This is a genomic window from Paenibacillus diazotrophicus (assembly GCF_042610465.1).
This window is the reverse complement of sequence record NZ_JBGJZN010000001.1, coordinates 2,206,056-2,224,174: the sequence shown is the minus strand read 5'-3', so window position 1 is coordinate 2,224,174 and position 18,119 is coordinate 2,206,056. Positions and strand designations below refer to the sequence as shown.

Here is an 18,119-nt window from a genome sequence, read left to right as displayed (position 1 = left end):
CTTCATATCTTCGCGTGATATAACTGTAACAATCGGATATAAGAGGAGAAGGTTGGATGAAGCTGAGCAAAGAGGAGAAATCATGGATTCTGTATGACTGCGGGAATTCTGCTTATTCGATGGCGGTGACTACGGCGCTGTTGCCTATTATCTTCGGCATGTTCACGAATGTGGGAAGCAGTATGGATTTGGGGTATTTTAATTCCATTGCCAGTATTCTGGTGGCGGTCCTTAGTCCTATCTTAGGGACCATTGCGGATTACAAGGACCGGAAAAAGCGCTTCTTCGTATTTTTCGCTGCAGTCGGCGTATTGGCTACGGCTTCGCTGGCATTTATTTCACCGGAGAGCGGGCAGTGGCAGCTGTTGATTGTATTTTATATTTTATCAGCGATTGGATTTGCCGGTTCTAATATTTTCTATGACTCCTTCCTGGTAGATGTTACGGAGGACGGGAGGATGGATAAGGTCTCTACGAGAGGGTTCGCTTTCGGGTATATCTTCAGCTGTATTCCTTTTGGGATCAGCCTGCTGCTCATTTTCATGATGGGGATGGACAAGGCAATTGGCTACCAGATCGGGTTCATCATTACAGCGCTCTGGTGGGGGCTGTTGACGGTGCCGATCATCAGAGATGTGAAACAGAAGTACTATATTGAGCCTGAACCCAGGCCGATTGCGAATAGTTTTAAAAGACTGGCAGTCACTTTCAGGAATATCAGCCAGCACAAAATTGTGTTTGTATTCCTGATCGGGTATTTCTTCTACATTGATGGGGTAGATACCATTATTAAAATGGTTGTGCCGTATGCCACTTCGGTGCTGGGTTCGGACGCCCTGGACACGTTCACGCTGCTGGGGATTCTGCTTATCATCCAGATCATTGCGTTTCCGTGCGCGATCCTCTATGGGAATCTGGCAAAAAAGTACTCCGCACGGACCATGATTATAGTCGGGATTTTCACCTATATTGTTTCCTGTATTGCGGCTTTTTTCATTACATCGGTCTGGCATATTTTTATTCTGGGTGCGTTGATTGGTTCGGCCCAGGGCGGAATCCAGGCGCTAAGCCGGTCTTACTTTGCGAAGATTATTCCGAAGGAGAATTCCAATGAATTTTTTGGGTTCTATAATATCTTTGGCAAGTTCGCGGCAATTCTCGGCCCTGCGCTGATGTCACTGACAACTACTCTAACGGGCGACGCCAGCTTTAGCATATTAGCTATTATTCCGTTGTTTCTAATAGGTTCCTTAATCTTTATCTCATTACCTAAGGTGAACTGACCCCCCGACAATCCAGCAGCGTAACAAAAGCCCGCACTCGGCCGATCCGGCTCGATGGTGGGCTTTTGGCTTAGAGGAGATCCTGTCCGTTCTCATTCTCGGTATAGATGGAGATCAGCACGATAGCCGTATCTTCACCGATATTTCTGACTAAATGGGGTGTGCAGGCATTCCAGCTAAAGGAATCCCCTTCGACAAACTCAGCTCCATCTTCCCCTTGTTCCGCGTATATTCTCCCTTTAATGACCACATGTACCTCTTCGCCTTCATGCGCATGAGGGGTATCCCCTGTTGTTGCACCCGGAGGAAACTCCGTGATCATCATTCGTACATTCTTAGTTGAGCTCAGATGTTCCACTTTTATATGATCGGAACCGCTTGTTGTGATCGTCCGTTCGTCTTTACGAACAATTTGCATTCGTTCTTCTTTCTTCAATAGCAAGTAGGCTAGCGGCACTTTCAGGGCTTGGGCAATGTTCTCCAGGGTTGAGATGGATGGGGAGGTCTTGTTCGTTTCAACCTGACTCATAAAGCCTTGGGACAGGCCGGTGGTTTCACAGATTTGAGCAATGGTGATGTTTTTCCGCTTTCGGATTGCCCTTATAGTTGAACCTATATCCATATGATCACACCTTAGGAATATTTGTAATACAAAACTTAATTTTATATTATCAATTTTTAGGTTGACAAGTCAATGTAAAGCGCGTTTAATTACACATATAGAAAATATATTTTTATTACTAATATTTTGGAGGAGAGAAACGAATGACTAGAACAACTGTTGTATCCATTATTATGCGAGTGGTGCTGGGCATCATTTTTGTATTTCATGCTGTAGATAAGTTTCAAATGGGCCTTGGCAATGTAGAAGCATGGTTCAGCTCATTAGGCATTCCAGGATTTGTAGCTTATGTTGTTGCAGTGATTGAGCTTGTCGGTGGGATTATGCTGATCTTGGGGTTGTTTACCCGTTATGTATCAGGAGTGTTTGTGATTGTACTCGTCGGTGCCATTTTTACTGCCAAATTATCTGTGGGACTTCTGGGTAACGGCCAGATGGCTGGTTATGAGTTGGACCTTGCATACATCTTGATTTCGTTATATCTGCTAGTTGCGGATCGGACGCCATTCTCTGTTGACCATGTAATGATTAGCAAGCGTAGTAGATAACTTAGAGCATGGAGGTAACCATGATGAATCCGAATTATCAATATGATATTCACCTGCCGGTTCATCCGGAGCAGGGCAAGAAGTATCCGGTGATTTTTACACTTCACGGGAAAGGGTCGAATGAACAAAATATGTACGGTCTGGTCGCTCCACTCGCTGCAGATTTCATCATCATCGGAATTCGCGGGAATATGCCGCTGGGTGCGGGATACCAGTATTATGATCTGAAAAGTCTTGGCAACCCGATTCGGGAGATGTTTGACCAGGCGGTTAAAGATCTCGAAGCATTCATTCATTATGCGACAGAGAAGTATCCGGTCGATCCAGACAAGCGTTATTTGCTCGGCTTTAGCCAAGGTGCAATTCTGTCCATGACGCTTGCGCTTACCATGGGAGATCAGTTACGGGGGATCGTAGCGCTGAACGGCTATATTCCTGACTTTGTGAAAAGAGAGTATTCACTTCGGAGTATTAAGGATGTATCCGTCTTTGTCTCTCATGGCGAATATGACTCCGTATTTCCGGTTCGTATCGGGCATGAGACAGTCAGCTATCTACAAGGATTAACAGAACGCTTAACGTTCAAGCTATATGAGGCAGACCACGGGGTAACTGAAGAGAACCAGCTCGATGTGTTGAAGTGGCTTGAGAATGATGCCGAATCCAAGTTGAATAAGGAGTGAGAATATATGATACCATCCTATTTTTTTGCCCATGGTGCACCATCCCTTGTACTTGAGGATAACGAATATACTAAGCTGCTTAAGCAGTTTAAAGACCACACGCCAAAGCCCAAAGCGATCGTTCTATTCTCCGCTCATTGGGAAGAGGGGGTACAGTCGGTTGGCGCCGCCGCAACGTATGAGACCATTTATGATTTTGGCGGGTTCCAGGATGAACTGTACCAGATGACGTATCCGGCCCAAAGTGACCGGTCGTTAGTAGATCAGATTCAAAACCTGTTCACGAAGGTTGGTGTGGAGAACGTCCGGGATGAGAAAAGGGGCTTGGACCACGGGGCATGGGCTGTTCTAAAACTGCTGTATCCAGATGCAGATATCCCGGTTGTAGCGCTATCCGTAAATCGTTCTCTGTCTAATGATCAGCAGTATCTAATCGGCAAGGCACTTGCAGAGCTTCGTGAGCAGGATGTGCTTATCATCGGGAGCGGAGGGACTGTTCATAATCTAAGACAATTGAACTGGCAGTCCGATGGGGTTGACGGTTGGGCGGAACAATTCGACAATTGGATCCAAAATAAGCTGGAGCTATGGGACACGGAAGCCCTGTTCCAATACCGGGAGCTCGCTCCCTATGCCGAGCAGACCGTACCGACCAGTGAACACTTTATTCCGCTGCTTCTTGCCATGGGAACAGGTGACTTGAGCCGTAATGCGAAGCTTCTTCACCGTAGCTACCAGTACGGTAATCTGAGTTTGAGTTGCTGGGAATTTAATTGAGATGATAGGTGAAACGGCAGTGGTGAGCGGTTATATTCTCCATTGCCGTTGTTTTGTGCGCTTAATAAAATCGTTACCTCATACCACTCCCTGCTTCGCCTTCATACACTTCAGATTGTAAGTCCGCCCGTAGGTCTTCCCGTATCTGATGATTCGGCGGATCATGCTGCGATCTTTCAGCTTGGTGAACGGACAGGGATCGGGAACTGTATTCACTTCCAGGATCCATAACTTCAAGCGCCGATCCAGGGCAATGTCCACACCGATTTCCCGAAGGCTGGGAAAAGCAGAGCCTAACTGATGGGCAGACTTCACTCCAATTTTCTTCATAGCCGCGATCAATGCTGCCCGCTTTTCTATACTTGTGTAAGCTTCCAACAAACTCGCAACCGGATAAATGCTCCCCCCTTGGCTGCCGTTTGTAACCACTTTGCCGGGATGCGCCACCCGTCCTGCTACCCCTGTAGCCACCCACTTCCCCTTAGGATTCCTCTGTACCATTACCCGGATATCGAAGGGCCGCTGATCATAGGTAATCAGCCGGATTCCCTTCTGTACTAAATAGGATCGCCCTTTGGTTTCCCTGCAGATTGCGAGATAGGCGGTGTCGTAGTCGGAGAAACTATGCACTTGCGTACCTGCCTGATATCGGTAATGTACCTGTTCTCCGGAGTTGTTTTCTCTACCCCTGGCGGAAATCTTCTCTACCCGGATCACGCCCTGCCCCATAGATCCGCAGCACGGCTTAATGTACACCATGTGATATTTGAGCAGCATCTTTTTCAGCACACTCCGAGTCATTCTTTTGGTTAACGGTATATGCCTCTTTAACTCTTGGTTTCCAGCCAGTACCCTGGTCTTTGTCAGCTTGTTGGATATACGTGTGATTTGTCCCTTCATTATGTCCCTCCGTCACAATAAGCCTATGGGCTATCTTACGGAGATGACTCCGCTTTTGACTGGGCAGCAGACGATAAAAGAACACACCCAACGCGTGCTACATATGATTATTGCAGGTGTGAACTAAAGAGGCTGCAGCTGCAGCAGAGCGGGAGGCGGCGATGATGCTGCTGGACAAATTGCAGGTTAAGGTGCAAGAAGTTATGGAGATATTCCCCTGGTACGAGGGGCTGATCGGTGGGAGGAAGACGAATTATAGCCTTCAGAACCTTCCTCTGATGACTGCGGGAATCCTCGAAACCCATTATTACACAGAGCAGAACGACCCTTCTCTTGCTGTATACCGGACGTCGGGTACTAGCACAGGCCGGCGGAAAGCGATCCTCTACTCTGAGGAAGATGACAACTACTATGTAGATATCAAAACAAAGCTGTTCGGTGAACTTATCGCAGGCAGCGGATGCAGCCGAGCGTTGGCAGACATGGGTACAGGACACGCAGCAAACACCGCCCTAACCATATTTGAACGGCTGGGTCTGGAGTGCAGGTCCATTCCTTTTGAACTGCCGATTCAGCAGCACATTGAACAGCTTGAAGCTTTTCAGCCTGACCTTCTGTACACGATGCCTTCGATCCTCGACCATATTGTACACGCCGCAGACAATCCGCTCGCCTTCGGCATCCGCAAGATCATTCTGGTCGGAGAGATCGCCACACCCGAGTGGCAGCGGAATATGGCCCGTCTGTTCGGTCTTGAGCCGCGTGACATCATCGATACGTACGGTTCCATTGAAATCGGGACGATTGCTTATTACTCCCATGATCTTGGCCGGTATATTCTGGCCGAGGGCATATACGGGGAGGGGATCGGGACGCAGGAGTTAGGCGAGGATTTGAGGCCGCTGGCTACCGGTGAAAGTATCCTGGTACTTACCTCGAGCGTCCGCAAGATGCTGCCTGCGATCCGTTTTGTGACCTATGACGTGGTAAGGGACTTCAGGACTGTGAATGTAGGCGGTGTAGAGAAGCAGAGCTTCGCATCTATCGTCAAAAGAGTAGGGCGGGAACTGAAGCACGGGGAGAAAATCAGCCTGTACGATATCGAACGGGTTGTATACCGTCATCTCGCGGATGCGATCATCCGCGTAAGAGTAGAGAACAACACGCTTGGTGTATACATTCACAGCAAATCTGCGAAAAGCTCCATGATCCCCGCTATTCAGGAGGAAATCGGAGAATGCATCCCGGAAATCGGTATGATGATTCGAAACCATCTGCTTGATGTTATTGAGGTCATTCTGGCAGGGGATGATGAACCGCTGGAGAGCAGACAGGTGAAGAACAAAAAGCTGTATTACCGGACAGGCAAGGATAATGCCGGAATGGACCTGAATGTCGGGATTTTGTCAGCCATTGGGCACACGCCTTTAATCAAGCTGAACAACCTGTTCCGGAATAGCGGATTTGAGGTCTACGCCAAGATGGAGCTTCTGAATCCAGGGGGAAGTGCAAAAGACCGTCCGGCTCTGCGGATGATCCAGGAAGCCTGGAATGAGGGCATCATCGGGCCAGGAACAGACATCATTGAATCGAGTTCGGGAAATATGGCGATCAGCCTGGCAATGATTTGCAAGGTTGTGGGGATGCGTTTTATCAGTGTGGTCGATCCCAGAACCACAGATACTAATCTGCAAATTCTGAAGTCTTTGGGTGCAACAATAGACTTGGTCTCCGAACCCGACCCCGCAACAGGCGAATTTCTGCCTGCCAGGCTAAACCGTGTGCAGCAGCTGTTGGCAGAGATACCCGGCAGTTATTGGCCGAATCAGTATGCGAACCCCCATAATTATCTGTCTCACTACCATACGACAATGAAGGAGATTGTGGCAGAGCTGGGCCGTGTGGATTACTTGTTCTGCAGCGTAAGTACCTGCGGCACGATCCGGGGACTTGCGGAATATGCAAAGGATCATGCGCTTAGGACCAAAATCGTGGCTGTGGATGCGGAGGGAAGTGCTATTTTTGGCGGAAATAAGGGGCAGCGGAGGTTTCCGGGACTCGGTGCCGGTATCGTACCGCCCTTCTGCAGAACAGATCTGATCGACCGTATCATCCATGTCACGGACTTGGATATCGTTCAAGGCTGCCGGGCACTCGCCCGGAGCGAATCAGTTCTGGCAGGTGCATCCTCCGGGGGGATCATTGCCGCTGTTAAGAAGATGGAGCAGGAATTGGCTCCGGGATCGGTCTGTACGGTCATTCTGCATGATAAGGGAGAACGTTACCTCGATACTGTATATTCGGACTCTTGGATTCTGACCCAATTCGGCCGGGAACTTACCGCTAAAGACTGAACATAACAGGGGATATAAAGTATAGGTTTAGGAGGAAGCTGCATGCTGTATTTAAACGACCAGGACCTTCGGGAAGTTGGCCTGGATTGGCCTGTCCTTGTGAATAGGATGGAAGCTGCGGTACGCATTATCGATTCCGGTGACTATGCGCAGCCGATAAAGCCTTACCTAAGGTATAACCATCCGCAGAACCGGATTATTGCCATGCCCGCATACGTAGGCGGAGAGGTGAGTGCAGCCGGGATCAAGTGGATTTCGAGCTTCCCCGGTAACATAAAAGCGGGTCTTCCCCGCGCGCATAGCATGATCGTATTGAATGATCCTGATACGGGCGAACCGTCAGCCATTCTGAACTCGCCGCTCCCGAGCATTGTCAGAACAGCAACGGTCAGCGCTCTGATGATTCGCTACTTTATGGAGGTGCGCCCGCAGGAACGGATTCATCTTGGCATTATCGGTTGGGGACCGATTGGACAGTATCATTGTCAAATGGCTACTGCTCTGTATGGGGACCGGATCGAATCTATACGCATCTATGATATAAGGGGCGCAGATTTATCAGGAATCCCCCCTCAATATAGGGATAAGATAGAAGTGGCTAAGACTTGGGCGGATGTTTACCGGCATTCCAATATCTTCATCACCTGTACGGTGTCAGATCACCGGTACATTGATATTCCCCCTGCCAAAGGCAGTCTTCTGCTGAATGTTTCACTGCGGGATTATAAGCCGGAGGCACTGACTACAGTAAAAGCCATCATCGTGGACGATTGGGATGAAGTGTGCCGCGAGAATACGGACATCGAGCGCCTCCATCTGGAGCAGGGGCTGACTCGTGACGGTATCCGGACGATTACTGAGGTTGTCTCTAAGCGCTGCCTGACGGAGTTCTCCGCAGATGAACCGATTCTTTTCTGCCCGATGGGCATGGCCGTCTTCGATATTGCTACAGCCGTATATTACGTGAAGCGGGCTAGAGAGAAAGGGATCGGGACTGAGCTTAATTAAATGAACAAGCGATCCATGAGAAGGCGGTTAAGCGCAAAATCCCATTGGACCGCTTATTTTATGTGATCGGCTATTTATTGGAATCCGGGTCATCGTTTTCTTCCACAGTCCGTATCTCCATCAGCTTCATGGCGGTAAAAGCTGTGATTCCATAGCTGTCTCCCCTGGAAATTGTCAATATTCCGCCCGGCTGTGCTTCTGTAGCCAAACCATTCAGGAGGAATTCTCCTTCACCGGAGAGGATCAGCCAGCATGTGCCGGAATGGCCGCAGAGCTGTTCGGACATCGTCTGGCCTGGCAGAAGGGATAGCTTTAGTGTGATAACCAGGCCTTTACCGCATGGGGTGCGGTCGAGTACGGTATAGCTTCCCCATTCGGTTTCGCCATATCTGGATTCAGCTGTAACATCCTGGATGATCTCCTTTATTGCGTTTGCTTCCTCTTTCCGGGCGATCAGAATCCCCTCGGGACCACTGACAGCAACAACTCCGGATACGCCGATTACATGCAACGGAATGTCCAGTTCGTTAACAATATGCGTATTCCGGCATTCCCCCCACATTCCGCCCGCTCCAATAACCGTCTGAGCCAGTTGTCCGCTGAGCGATCCCCAGCTCCCCAGATCAAGCCATTCCCCTTCATGCTTGAGTACAACGGATTTATTGCTGTGCTCAGCTATCTCCTTGTCAAAGCTGCGGACAGGGAGTCCGGGATAGAGGTCTGTAAATGCAGCCGGTTCCGTGGGCAGCCCCATCTGCTGCAAATGGGATAACATGAAGCCTAACTGAAAAGCAAAAATACCACAGTTCCATAGGGCATTGTGCCGGATCAGCTCCTTAGCTACGGAGGTATCCGGCTTTTCTTCAAAAGAGACCACCGGAGAATACCGCTTGGCCACAGCCTTCCCCGGGACAATATAGCCATACTGGTCTGAGGGATGGGCGGGTCTTGTCCCAAGCAACACAAGTTCAGCCTGGGATTCAGCCAAGATATCGGTAAATTGATGAAATAGCCGGAAGAATCCGTCATCTGCATACATATCGGCCGGAGCCACACACAGGGTGTCTTCCGGTTTAGCTTTTCCTGTGGAATATAAATAGAGGGCCCCCAGCGCGGCAGCCGTGAATGTACCGCGCTTATACGGCTCCCCAATTACCGGGTATCTCCCCCGGGTATGCCGCTGCGTCAGAGCAAGCTGATCTTTATGCGTCACGAACAAGGCTGATTGCCCCAGTCCGGCTTGCTCAAGCTGTCGGCATACCCGCCCGATCATGGACTCTGTACCTCCATCCGGAGCAGGGAGCAGATCCAGAAACATCTTGGAACGGATGCGGCCGGACAGGGGCCACAGCCGCTGTCCGGAGCCTCCGCACAAAAAAATGGTATGCAAGACTGTCTGCCTCCTTAGCGTTTGGCTGGAATGGAATACCCCTTTCGCTGATGGAAGGAAAGCGAGCGGAAGGTTCGGGCCAGGTTCTGGAGCCGGGCGTTGCCCAGATCGGCCACAGCTGTTGTCAGGGATTTATTATTGGCCTTCTTGAGCAGTACGGAGCTGCTGTCCATGCCGTATACATAATTGGCATAGGTTTCGAATTCGGAGAAGCCGAACTGCTTCTTCCTGTCGATGCTGCGGAGAATGGCGGTATGCCAGGATAACCCATGTCTGGCTTCGATTTTTCTTTTAAGTCCCGCCAGCTTTGCCCTCTCAAACAGCATGTAATGGGTCACGAAGGATTTGGGAGAGGGTGCGGGAACACCCAGCAGCTTCCGGTAAGTGCGGAAATATTCCGGCTGGCTCCAGCTGCGGCAGTAAAAGATGCTTTTACCCCCGGAACGGAAACGGTGGGGACGGATTAACACCGTGTCGGCATCAATAACCAGAAAAAAGTTCTCCCTGCAGATATGATCTCCGTTCATCTTCAGCAGCTGCTGATACAGCCAGCCGGAACGGTTCCAGCGGGAGGAGGAATAATGAATATCCTTTTTGGTAAAAGGCAGAACGGTGGTCTCATCGACAAAAATACAGTTTTTGCGGGCACACAGACTTCTGATCCTGTTGCTGTTCGGCGAGACAATGTAGATATGGCTGATAGGATGGCGTACATAGCGGCGAAGACTGTCGATCACATAGGGAAGGGTCGCCAGATCTTTTTCAATGGCTGGGATAAGGACATCGATCGCGGGACCGCTGGTCTTTAAGCCTGTAATTGCTGACATAGGTTCATCTCCGTGCACGTATTGACACTAAGGGCGTCTGAATTAAGGTATGCTCCATATGCACTGCATGACCGGGCAAAGAACACTGTAAAGTTAATCTTCCCGTACGGGATATTTGCTTCATTCAGCTAGTGCTGATCCTGCATACAATGCAGTGACCATGCAAATCAGCGAGGGAGAATCCTCTCTCTCAGACAGGAGAGTGCGAGTGTGAAGGCAAAACCGGTGAACGCAGTACAGAGCAAATGGATTAAGACCAAATTGCTGCTCCGCAATGCTTCGATCAAGCCTTTTATCCCCGATACACGAAGATTTAATAGAAGTAATCTGGAGCAGATGATTTACAGCTACGGCATGATCTATGTGAAGCCGGAACGGGGAACCTATGGGAATGGGGTCATCCGGGCGGAGCGCGGGGAGCGGCAGGGCTTCACGTACCAGTATGAGGAGAAGATTCGTCATTTTGATACCTTTGAAGCTTTTCACAAGAGTCTGGCGAAGAAGACAGGCGGAAGAAGCTATTTGATTCAAAAAGGCATTCATCTGCTGAAGCATAACCGGCGCCGTTTCGATATCCGGGTAATGGTGCAGCTTAGTCCTAAGGGGGTCTGGGAAGCTACCGGAATCATTGGAAGACTGGGGCATCCGCACAAAATTGTTACCAACTATCACAGCGGAGGCAAACCGATGGCGATCGAAACGCTGCTCTCCACTCATATGACTTCTAACCGGCTCGGACAACTGACAGACGAATTGAATAGACTGGGAACCCGTATGGCCGCTCATATGCAGAAAACCTATCCCCGTATCCGCCATATCGGTGTGGATGTCGGGCTGGACCGCTCCCTGACGCCATGGATTATTGAAGTGAACATGAATCCGGACCCTTATATCTTCAATCAGTTGAAGGATAAATCCATGTACAGAAAAGTCATGAGGTACCGGCGTTTTGGCATGAAACACTAAAGCTGTATATTCCATGAATAGCCAGTCCTAGCAGCGATTCTTCAGATAATGGAGAATCGCTGTTCGCGTTTTTGGACATTCCGGGATACTTCCTTTGGCTTGTGAAAAAAAATAGGGGATTTCAAACTTTTTACGGGTATCCGTTCAAAGAGAATTTGCCAGACGTTAACGAAGCTTGAAGTGTTCACAGTCTTTTTGTCGAAAAAAAGCGAAAGTGGCTAAGAGTGTGATCTACTTCAGCGAAAAGAACGAGTGAGCGTTGTAGAGTTAAGAAGTTAAGCTGTTAACACTCATATGATTAGAGCGATTATCTTGCGAATCTGGCGAGTATTACCGATACTATTTGGTATACATACAGAGGCTCATAAATAGTCTGAACAAGCAGTGGATCAGTCGAAGGGGGAGATATTGTGGAATTATTGGAAGAAATCATGTTCCTGCACAAAGGCGGCAAACTCGAAACAACCTTAAAGAATCCGATCCTGACGAAAGAGGACTTATCCAAAGTATATACACCAGGAGTAGCAAAGGTTTGTCAGGCAATTGCTGCGGATCAGGCCCAGGCGTATAAACTGACGACGAAGAAAAACACTGTAGCCGTGATATCCGATGGAACCGCAGTGCTCGGTCTTGGAGATATAGGCCCGCGAGCGGCCATGCCCGTTATGGAGGGCAAAGCGGCGCTGTTCAAGCAGTTCGCCAATGTGGATGCCGTCCCCATCTGCCTGGATTCGAAAGATACGGAAGAGATTATTACTATTGTAAAAGCACTTGCCCCTACCTTCGGCGGCATTAATCTTGAGGATATATCCTCACCCCGTTGTTTTGAGATCGAACAGAGACTGCGAAATGAGCTGGATATCCCTGTGTTTCATGATGACCAGCACGGTACGGCCATTGTTGTGCTTGCCGGGTTGCTGAATGCGCTGAAGGTATGCGGGAAGCAGATCAAGGATGTCAAAATTGTGGTAAACGGTATTGGCGCAGCCGGTATCTCCGTATCCAAAATGCTGCTGCAGGCCGGAGCCGTGAATCTGATCGGTGTGGACCGGGAAGGGGCCATCAACCGGACCGTTCAATATAACCGTGCACATTGGAGCGAATTCGCCCAGCTGACGAATCCGAACCTGGAGAGCGGCCAGCTGTCGGATGTAATAAAGGGTGCGGATGTCTTTGTGGGTGTTTCGGCACCGGATGTGCTGAAGCTGGAAGATGTGATGAATATGGCTGAAGATTCCATCGTGTTTGCGATGGCGAATCCCATGCCGGAGATTGATCCTGCTATCGCTGCGCCGCATGTAAGAGTAATGGCGACAGGCCGTTCGGACTATCCGAATCAGATTAATAATGTGCTATGCTTCCCGGGTATTTTTAGAGGGGCGCTGGATTGTGAAGCAACCGACATTAATGACGAGATGAAGCTGGCGGCGGCTGAGGCGATTTCCTCGGTGATAGATCCAGCGGATCTTCATGAGGAATATATTATCCCGGATGCCTTTGATCCGCGGGTAGTGGAAAGAATCCGCGAAGCCGTTGCTGCAGCGGCGTTCAAAAGCGGAGTCTCTCATAAAAACCTGCAGAACAGCGATCATATATAAAAATAAAACAACAGCGCGGCCGTCCCGAGTGGACGGCCGCGCTGTTTGCTAATAACGGCTGCGGTTTATTTCATACTTTCTGCCAGTGCTGTGAAGATTACACCTAGTGCGTAAGCCCCGGCATCCGGGTAGCCGATGCTGCGTTCACCGACGGTGCCGGCTCTGCCCATCCGGGCCACGATGGCCTCCGTGCTCTTGGCGCCCTGAACGGCGGCCGCGGCGGCTTTGGTGAAAGCGGCATGTAGCGTATCACCTTGCTCGGCGCTGCTCTGCCACGATTCAGCGCAAGGTACCAGAGCGTCAATCAGGGTTTTGTCGCCGACGACGGCTCCCCGTCCGAAAGAACGTTCGCCCGTATCCTGAATGCCCTGGACCGTAGCGGCGAGCATCTTAGCGACTTCGTGAATGGACAAGGAGGTCATGCTGTCTGCAGATTTACCTGCCGCACGGAACGCGGAGCCCCAGATCGGACCGGAAGCACCCCCGCAATGTTCCATAATAATCAGGGAACAGCCTTTAAGGAAGGTGCCAATGTCTTGGGAGTGATTCTCCAGGAGATCCGGCCACTCCTTCTTCAACTGCTTGAAGCCCTTCGCCACGCTCATACCGAAATCGCCGTCTCCTGCGTGAGCATCCAATTCGCAGAAGGGTACCTCGTTCTCGATAATGATCTCGCTCATCTGGTCGATGAGATAGATGACGTTGGACAGTGACAAGCGTTCGTCCTTAATGGCTGCATATTCAGGATTAGTCTCATTGGTATAGCTAACTTCTCTGGCATCGGTGTGCCGTTCCAGAGGATCTGTATATAGAACAGGTTCAGAGGCGCCTGTAATTCTTAAGGCCGGTGTATCACAGGCTGCGGCCAGCCACTGGTTCAGCTCATCATCAAGATGCATCAGGGTCACAGAAGCGCCAGCCATATCAATGCTGGTCATAAAGTTGCCGACGAGCGTGCGGCGGACAACAATACCGCGTTCTGACAGTTCGCGCATTACCGCGTTGTTCAGAACGTACAATTCCTGCAGCGGTGTGGCTCCGAAGCCATTGATAAGAACGGCGGTTTCCTGGCCGGTCTTACCCTCAAGCTGCAGATTTGCCAGCAGAGAGGAGACCATGCGTCCGGCAAGCTCGTCAGCGCTCACGACCTTTTCCTTGCGGATACCCGGTTCACCATGGATGCCGACACCATATTCCATTTCATCCTCTGCCAGTTGGAAGGTAGGGGTGCCTTTGGCTGGAACAGTACAGGAGGTAAAAGCAAATCCAATACTGCGGACCCGATCCGCTGCATGCTGGGCCGTCCGCTTCACTTCCTCCAGGGACAGGCCGGCCTCCGCTGCGGCTCCCGCGATTTTATGCACAAACACGGTCCCTGCCACACCTCTTCTGCCAACAGTATACAGGCTGTCCTCCACCGCAATGTCATCTTCGACCTTCACGTAGTCGACCTGAATCCCGTCTTCAATCGCCAGCTGTGCTGCATTCCTGAAGTTCATAATATCGCCGCTGTAATTTTTGATGATCAGGAGGGTGCCTTTGCTGCCAGCAGTATTGCGGATAGCTTGATATACCTGGATCTGGGACGGAGAGGCGAATACATCCCCGCAGACTGCGGCATCCAGCATGCCTTGACCCACAAACCCCGCATGGGCAGGCTCATGTCCGCTGCCGCCGCCGCTTATCAGGGTGACCTTCTGTTCGTTGAGCGATTTTTTGGCAATGATCTTATATTTGCTGTCAAAAGCCAGCTCTGGATGGGCCATCACCAAACCATTTGCCATTTCGCGGACTAAAGTTTCCGGCTGATTGATTATCTTTTTCATGTGGCGCTTACACCTTGCCTTTCTTGAAGGCCTGGCCTAACTGATCGGCTACGGTGATCGCTGCCGCTACCGCTTCCGGTGTGACCGGGAATGGCATGGAGTGGATCGACTCTTCTGGGATACAAGCCTTGCGGGCTACTTCCAGCAGTTCTTCCTTAGTAATGGATTCCACGCCGATGTCGGCAAGGCATACAGGAAGACCTACTGAAACGCAGAATCCGAGTACTTCCTGGATTTCGGAGCTCTCTGCATTCTCCAGCACTAATTGGGCCAATGTACTGAAGGCTACTTTCTCACCATGGTAATAATGATGACTGCCTTCCAGCACCGTCAGACCATTGTGGATAGCATGCGCTGCCGCAAGGCCGCTGCTCTCAAAGCCTAGGCCGGACAGCAGGATATTGGTCTCGATAATATTTTCCAGGGCAGGGGTAACCACGTTCTGATCACAAGCAAGCTTAGCCTGGACACCGTCCTCCAGCAGAGTTTCATAGCATACACGGGCCAGCGCGAGCGCGGCTTTGGTTCCTTTGGCCTCTGTGCTCACACCTTCACGTACACCGCAGGGAAGGCCGGCATTGACGTTGGAGAAGGATCTCGAAGTAGCTCTGGCTTCAAAATATGTGGATAAAGCGTCTCCCATCCCTGATACCAGGAATCTCGAAGGGGCCTGTGCGATAATGGTTGTATCGATCATGACCACGGAAGGACTTTGTTTGAAATATGCATAGTCATCAAAAGCGCCTTCCGGCGTATACAGGACAGCCGAATGGCTGGTAGGAGCGTCAGTTGCGGCAATGGTGGGAACGATGATTAAGGCATCCCCTTCGGCTACGCATTTTGCCGTATCAATCGCTTTGCCTCCGCCGAGGCCAATGGTACAGGAACAAGCATGTTCACGGGCAAGCGCCTGCAATCTGGCCACTTCCTGACGGGAGCACTCCCCATGGAAATTCCCCGTGATCAGGGTAATGCCGAACTTGCTGCTGGTGGCATCCAGCTTGGCTTGGACACGCTTCACATCATCCGGGTGAGCGATCAGCAGGGCCGAGTCTCCGAAGGTTTTTACAAAATACCCCAGGTTAAGCAGCTCGTCTTCACCCTGGATATATTTGGTGGGGCTGATGAACACTTTTCTCATGACTTGTTCCTCCTAAAGTTTTGTTAGCAACGCATCCTTGAACAGCTTCGTACAAAACTGGCTCCGGAAGCGTACGCTTAATATACCTTCATTATAGACACGGGTCGTGACAGATGCATGGAAGTAATCAAGCGAGTTTAAGCGTTTTCAGATCGTAAATTCTTGTTATTTTTGATGAAAATATAATTATCTTGTTCTATGATGCCAGAGTTCGATATAATTCAAGAATAGAACAGGCGTTATTCTGCCAGAGATGGAGACCGGATGATGTTACAGTCGAAATATGACCTGAAGTCGATTATTGATCTTGAAAAGTGGCATGCGCTACAGGATTCATTGTCTCTTGTTACACAAATGGCAATAATCACAGTCGATTATAAAGGGGTTCCAGTGACCCGGCACAGCCGTTGCCAATCCTTCTGTCAAACGGTGCGACAGGATGCAGAGCTATCCTCTTACTGCCAGAAATGTGATGCGCGCGGTGGCCTCGAAGCGGTCCGGCTGAACGAGCCTTATGTGTATTTATGTCATTTCAACATTCTTGATATAGCCATTCCCATAACGGTTGACAATCAGTATGTTGGAGCTGTGATGGCGGGGCAGGTCAGGCTTGCGGAGAGCAATCATTCACGTCTGGAGCAGATTGTATCCCGCCCGGGTACCCCCGAGAGCGCAAGCACGTTCGCAGATTTAAGACCGGAATATGAGCAGCTGCCCGTTATGTCATATGCACAAGTGAAGCTGATTGCTGATATGTTGTCCCATCTGTGCAATTATATAGTTGAAGAAGCCAGCCGCAAAAATGAAATTATGGATTTGTACCAGCAGTCACTGGCAGCACCGACGGTTGATATTATGCCCAGTAAGGTGCTGGCAGATTCGATGTATTCAAACGTTCAAGCGGGGCATAGGGAGCTGACAGGTGTACGTGCACCGATCGAAAGTGGAGATATATTACCACCTGCTTCAGCCGAACCTTTGGTCAGCTGTTCCAATAAAGCCTTGCAGCCGGCCTTTGATTATATTTACAGCCACAAGCACGAGAATTTCACGCTGGAGTCAATGGCACAGCTCTGCCATATTAGCCCCAGTTATTTCAGCCGTTTATTCGTAAAAGAGAGCGGAGAGAACTTCTCAGTCTATGTCTCCCGGCTCAAAATCATGTGGGCCAAGCAGCTTCTGGAGACAACAGAGCTGTCTATTAATCAGATCAGTGATCATCTCAGCTTTTGCGATGCCGGATATTTCATCAAAATCTTCAAAAAACATGAGCAGCAGACTCCTGCAGCCTACCGCTCATGGACAAGGGGGAAATGAGGGCTGTAGGGGAAGTCATAATTTTCCGGGAAAGGGGGATATTATTGGAGTGGATACACAGCGAATTCTGATCGCAAAGCTGGGAGCTGCCCCGCTTGTTCCTTTACAATCAACCCGGTAACCTATATAATCAATTTAATTGTATATAGATGTACCCGGAGGAGCCTGCCAACAGCGGGCTCTTTTTGCGTTCTTTTATGGAAATTTAAGGCAGGAGGCATTGCATATGACCCTTAGACAGAACGGCGAAAGTATTATGGTGTGTGTCCATTACGGTCCGCACGGACAGCGGCTGATTCAAAGAGGAAGCCAGTTATCCAAGCTGCTCGGCGCTCCCCTATGTGTACTCACTGTGGATTCGTCCAAGGATAATGAGTACAACCATGAGAAAGAACAATATCTCTCCGGGTGGGAGAAGCTTACCAAGGAAGCCGGGGGAGAATTTCTGGTCCGGAAATGCCTGGGGAAGAAACCAGCTGAAGTCATTGTGAGCACTGCCCGGGAGCGGGGAGTTACACAGATTATTATTGGGAAGTCCGGCCAGACGTTATGGCAGGAGATTACACGGGGGAATTTTATCAATGACCTGGTTGAGCTGGTTGGCCCCATTGATCTCCATATTGTAGCTGTACAGCGCTATCCCGATCTCTTGGAACAGTCCCATGAACAAGGCTTTAACGCTTATTTGGTGAAACAGGGCGAAACGTATGAGCTTGCGGAAGAGCCTGATGGGGAAGAAACAGAATTTTTGAAAGGTGTGTTCTTTCGCGAACTGGACACTGATTTCAATACCGGCTTGTTCAAAAAGATAGAGAACGGCGAAGCGGAGTATTTACGGATTGTGCAAGGAGTCTGGGTAAAGCCGGGCAAATAGATTAC

Annotated in this window: 16 protein-coding genes; 10 read left to right on the top strand and 6 right to left on the bottom strand. The window is 49.9% G+C overall.

Translation table 11 applies throughout. The annotated features are described in order from the left end of the window. The first annotated feature begins 56 nt into the window (after positions 1-56). A complete protein-coding gene (locus tag ACAN54_RS10205) occupies positions 57-1,283 on the top strand; it encodes an MFS transporter (protein ID WP_379153650.1) in 1,227 nt (408 codons plus the stop codon). Positions 1,284-1,353: 70 nt separating this feature from the next. On the opposite strand, the gene ACAN54_RS10200 is transcribed toward ACAN54_RS10205, so the two are convergent. After that, the gene (locus ACAN54_RS10200) at positions 1,354-1,905 is read right to left on the bottom strand and encodes a helix-turn-helix domain-containing protein (RefSeq protein WP_379153648.1); all 552 of its coding nucleotides are present in this window, start codon (positions 1,903-1,905) and stop codon (positions 1,354-1,356) included. A 143-nt stretch (positions 1,906-2,048) separates the two neighbouring features. Between ACAN54_RS10200 and ACAN54_RS10195 the strand changes: the two genes are divergently transcribed. Genes ACAN54_RS10195 through ACAN54_RS10185 form a run of 3 tightly spaced genes read left to right on the top strand, consistent with a single transcriptional unit; the run spans position 2,049 to position 3,913 of the window. Continuing rightward, on the top strand, positions 2,049-2,453 hold the full coding sequence (locus tag ACAN54_RS10195; protein WP_379153646.1) for a DoxX family protein: 405 nt from the start codon (positions 2,049-2,051) through the stop codon (positions 2,451-2,453). A 23-nt stretch (positions 2,454-2,476) separates the two neighbouring features. After that, on the top strand, positions 2,477-3,136 hold the full coding sequence (locus tag ACAN54_RS10190; RefSeq protein WP_379153644.1) for an alpha/beta hydrolase: 660 nt from the start codon (positions 2,477-2,479) through the stop codon (positions 3,134-3,136). A gap of 6 nt (positions 3,137-3,142) precedes the next feature. Next, positions 3,143-3,913, top strand: a complete 771-nt coding sequence (locus ACAN54_RS10185) for a DODA-type extradiol aromatic ring-opening family dioxygenase (RefSeq protein WP_379153642.1) — start codon at positions 3,143-3,145, stop codon at positions 3,911-3,913. A gap of 78 nt (positions 3,914-3,991) precedes the next feature. Here the strand turns inward: ACAN54_RS10185 and ACAN54_RS10180 are convergent, their stop codons facing one another. Continuing rightward, the gene (locus tag ACAN54_RS10180) at positions 3,992-4,813 is read right to left on the bottom strand and encodes a YheC/YheD family protein (protein ID WP_379153640.1); all 822 of its coding nucleotides are present in this window, start codon (positions 4,811-4,813) and stop codon (positions 3,992-3,994) included. 164 nt (positions 4,814-4,977) lie between these two features. Between ACAN54_RS10180 and sbnA the strand changes: the two genes are divergently transcribed. Beyond that, on the top strand, positions 4,978-7,167 hold the full coding sequence (gene sbnA / locus ACAN54_RS10175; RefSeq protein ID WP_379153638.1) for a 2,3-diaminopropionate biosynthesis protein SbnA: 2,190 nt from the start codon (positions 4,978-4,980) through the stop codon (positions 7,165-7,167). Positions 7,168-7,209: 42 nt separating this feature from the next. Continuing rightward, on the top strand, positions 7,210-8,175 hold the full coding sequence (locus ACAN54_RS10170) for a 2,3-diaminopropionate biosynthesis protein SbnB (protein ID WP_379153636.1): 966 nt from the start codon (positions 7,210-7,212) through the stop codon (positions 8,173-8,175). A 70-nt stretch (positions 8,176-8,245) separates the two neighbouring features. Here ACAN54_RS10170 and ACAN54_RS10165 read toward each other — a convergent pair whose 3' ends face one another. Both ACAN54_RS10165 and ACAN54_RS10160 read right to left on the bottom strand, forming a co-directional pair. After that, positions 8,246-9,565 (bottom strand): sugar phosphate nucleotidyltransferase, encoded by a 1,320-nt coding sequence (locus ACAN54_RS10165; protein ID WP_379153634.1) that lies wholly within the window; start codon positions 9,563-9,565, stop codon positions 8,246-8,248. Between the two features lie 14 nt (positions 9,566-9,579). Next, a complete protein-coding gene (locus ACAN54_RS10160) occupies positions 9,580-10,392 on the bottom strand; it encodes a DUF6492 family protein (RefSeq protein WP_379153632.1) in 813 nt (270 codons plus the stop codon). Between the two features lie 210 nt (positions 10,393-10,602). On the opposite strand from ACAN54_RS10160, the gene ACAN54_RS10155 reads away from it, so the two are divergent. Together ACAN54_RS10155 and ACAN54_RS10150 are read left to right on the top strand one after the other, a co-directional pair. Next, positions 10,603-11,358, top strand: a complete 756-nt coding sequence (locus tag ACAN54_RS10155) for a YheC/YheD family protein (RefSeq protein ID WP_379153630.1) — start codon at positions 10,603-10,605, stop codon at positions 11,356-11,358. Positions 11,359-11,789: 431 nt separating this feature from the next. Beyond that, positions 11,790-12,956, top strand: a complete 1,167-nt coding sequence (locus ACAN54_RS10150) for an NAD(P)-dependent malic enzyme (RefSeq protein ID WP_379154203.1) — start codon at positions 11,790-11,792, stop codon at positions 12,954-12,956. 65 nt (positions 12,957-13,021) lie between these two features. Here ACAN54_RS10150 and dhaK read toward each other — a convergent pair whose 3' ends face one another. Continuing rightward, entirely contained in the window at positions 13,022-14,782 is a 1,761-nt protein-coding gene (gene dhaK, locus ACAN54_RS10145; protein ID WP_379153628.1) for a dihydroxyacetone kinase subunit DhaK, read from the bottom strand. Between the two features lie 7 nt (positions 14,783-14,789). Next, positions 14,790-15,923 carry a glycerol dehydrogenase gene (locus ACAN54_RS10140; RefSeq protein WP_379153626.1) on the bottom strand — a complete coding sequence of 378 codons (1,134 nt, stop codon included), beginning with the start codon at positions 15,921-15,923 and terminating at the stop codon, positions 14,790-14,792. Positions 15,924-16,190: 267 nt separating this feature from the next. On the opposite strand from ACAN54_RS10140, the gene ACAN54_RS10135 reads away from it, so the two are divergent. Then, positions 16,191-17,240: a PocR ligand-binding domain-containing protein gene (locus ACAN54_RS10135; RefSeq protein WP_379153624.1), complete on the top strand. Its 1,050-nt coding sequence runs from the start codon at positions 16,191-16,193 to the stop codon at positions 17,238-17,240. A gap of 226 nt (positions 17,241-17,466) precedes the next feature. Next, positions 17,467-18,114 carry a universal stress protein gene (locus ACAN54_RS10130; RefSeq protein WP_379153622.1) on the top strand — a complete coding sequence of 216 codons (648 nt, stop codon included), beginning with the start codon at positions 17,467-17,469 and terminating at the stop codon, positions 18,112-18,114. Positions 18,115-18,119 lie beyond the last annotated feature (5 nt).